A 2,500-nucleotide genomic window follows, 5' to 3' on the forward strand; every position below is an offset into this window, starting at 1 on the left:
CGCGGGTGTTCCTGATGGAGGGGGAGTGAGATTCATGCCCCGTCCCTGTACGGGTCGTTCGCGAACGACCCGGCGGTGTTCGGGGTAAGGCCCGAAGGATCCTGGCGCCCTGGTGTTGGACCCAGAGGGCCCGCGGTGCTGCCCCAGATGCCGGGCACAAAAAAAACCCCGACCGGCTGACCGATCGGGGTTTTGCAATAAGAGCCTGGCAGTGACCTACTCTCGCATGGGGAAGCCCCACACTACCATCGGCGCTGAGCAGTTTCACTTCCGAGTTCGAGATGGGATCGGGTGGTTCCTACTCGCCATGGCCGCCAGGCAAACTGGGTGTGATCCAAAGGATCACCAATTCAGGAAAGTTCCAGGCTATGTTGTCATGTCATTGTGATGACCGCACACCCTCAAACTGCTTGGGTGTTATATGGTCAAGCCACACGGGCAATTAGTACGGGTTAGCTTCACACATTACTGCGCTTTCACATCCCGCCTATCAACGTTGTCGTCTTCAACGGCCCTTCAGGGGCATCAAGTGCCCAGGGAGATCTCATCTTGAGGAAGGCTTCCCGCTTAGATGCTTTCAGCGGTTATCCCGTCCGTACTTAGCTACCCGGCAATGCCACTGGCGTGACAACCGGAACACCAGAGGTACGTCCACTCCGGTCCTCTCGTACTAGGAGCAGATCCTCTCAAATCTCCGACGCCCACGGCAGATAGGGACCGAACTGTCTCACGACGTTCTAAACCCAGCTCGCGTACCACTTTAAATGGCGAACAGCCATACCCTTGGGACCTGCTTCAGCCCCAGGATGTGATGAGCCGACATCGAGGTGCCAAACACCGCCGTCGATATGGACTCTTGGGCGGTATCAGCCTGTTATCCCCGGAGTACCTTTTATCCGTTGAGCGATGGCCCTTCCATACAGAACCACCGGATCACTAAGACCTGCTTTCGCACCTGCTCGACGTGTCTGTCTCGCAGTCAAGCACCCTTACGCCTTTGCACGCACTGCGCGATGTCCGACCGCGCTGAGGGTACCTTCGCGCTCCTCCGTTACTCTTTGGGAGGAGACCGCCCCAGTCAAACTACCCACCACACACGGTCCCTGTCCTGGATAACAGGACGAGGTTAGAACTCCAAACATGCCAGGGTGGTATTTCAAGGTTGGCTCCACCGAAACTAGCGTTCCGGCTTCAAAGCCTCCCACCTATCCTACACAAGCAGGTTCAAAGTTCAGTGTGAAGCTGTAGTAAAGGTTCACGGGGTCTTTCCGTCTAGCCGCGGGTACACTGCATCTTCACAGCGATTTCAATTTCACTGAGTCTCGGGTGGAGACAGTGCCGCCATCGTTACGCCATTCGTGCAGGTCGGAACTTACCCGACAAGGAATTTCGCTACCTTAGGACCGTTATAGTTACGGCCGCCGTTTACCGGGGCTTCGATCAAGAGCTTCGCTTACGCTAACCCCATCAATTAACCTTCCGGCACCGGGCAGGCGTCACACCCTATACGTCCTCTTTCGAGTTTGCAGAGTGCTGTGTTTTTAATAAACAGTCGCAGCGGCCTGGTCTCTGCGGCCCCCAGCAGCTCCAGGTGCAAGACCCTTCACCACCAGAGGCGTACCTTCTCCCGAAGTTACGGTACCATTTTGCCTAGTTCCTTCACCCGAGTTCTCTCAAGCGCCTTGGGATTCTCACCCTGCCCACCTGTGTCGGTTTCGGGTACGGTCACTTCATACCTGAAGCTTAGAGGCTTTTCTTGGAAGCTTGGCATCGACCACTTCGCTCCACGTAGGAGCTCGTCATCACGTCTCAGAATTGTGCCACCGGATTTGCCTGGAAGCACTCCCTACACGTTTAAACCGGACACCAACTGCCGGCTGATCTAGCCTACTCCGTCCCCCCATCGCAGTATAAAGCGGTACAGGAATATTAACCTGTTTCCCATCGACTACGCATTTCTGCCTCGCCTTAGGGGCCGACTAACCCTGCGCCGATTGACGTTGCGCAGGAAACCTTGGGCTTTCGGCGGATGGGGTTTTCACCCATCTTATCGTTACTCATGTCAGCATTCGCACTTCTGATACCTCCAGCATGCCTTACGACACACCTTCGCAGGCGTACAGAACGCTCCCCTACCACTTGACCATAAGGTCAAATCCGCAGCTTCGGTACATGGCTTAAGCCCCGTTGAATCTTCCGCGCGGGCCGACTCGACCAGTGAGCTATTACGCTTTCTTTAAAGGATGGCTGCTTCTAAGCCAACCTCCTGGCTGTCTGGGCCTTCCCACATCGTTTCCCACTGAGCCATGATTTGGGGACCTTAGCTGGCGGTCTGGGTTGTTTCCCTCTCCACGACGAAAGTTAGCTCCCGCCGTGTGTCTCCCATGCTCGCACTTCCTGGTATTCGGAGTTTGCAATGGTTTGGTAAGCCGGGATGGCCCCCTAGCCATAACAGTGCTCTACCCCCAGGAGTGATACATGAGGCACTACCTAAATAGCT

Annotated in this window: 2 rRNA genes (1 of these 2 cut by a window edge); both read right to left on the minus strand. The window is 55.7% G+C overall.

Going from position 1 to position 2,500, the window contains the following annotated elements:
- Nucleotides 1–203: 203 nt before the first annotated feature.
- Nucleotides 204–319, minus strand: a 5S ribosomal RNA gene (gene rrf, locus BMY52_RS14875).
- 102 nt (nt 320–421) lie between these two features.
- A 23S ribosomal RNA gene (locus BMY52_RS14880) occupies nt 422–2,500 on the minus strand; it runs 808 nt beyond the window's last position.

Source organism: Ectothiorhodospira marina, from assembly GCF_900109495.1.
Lineage (GTDB): Bacteria > Pseudomonadota > Gammaproteobacteria > Ectothiorhodospirales > Ectothiorhodospiraceae > Ectothiorhodospira > Ectothiorhodospira marina.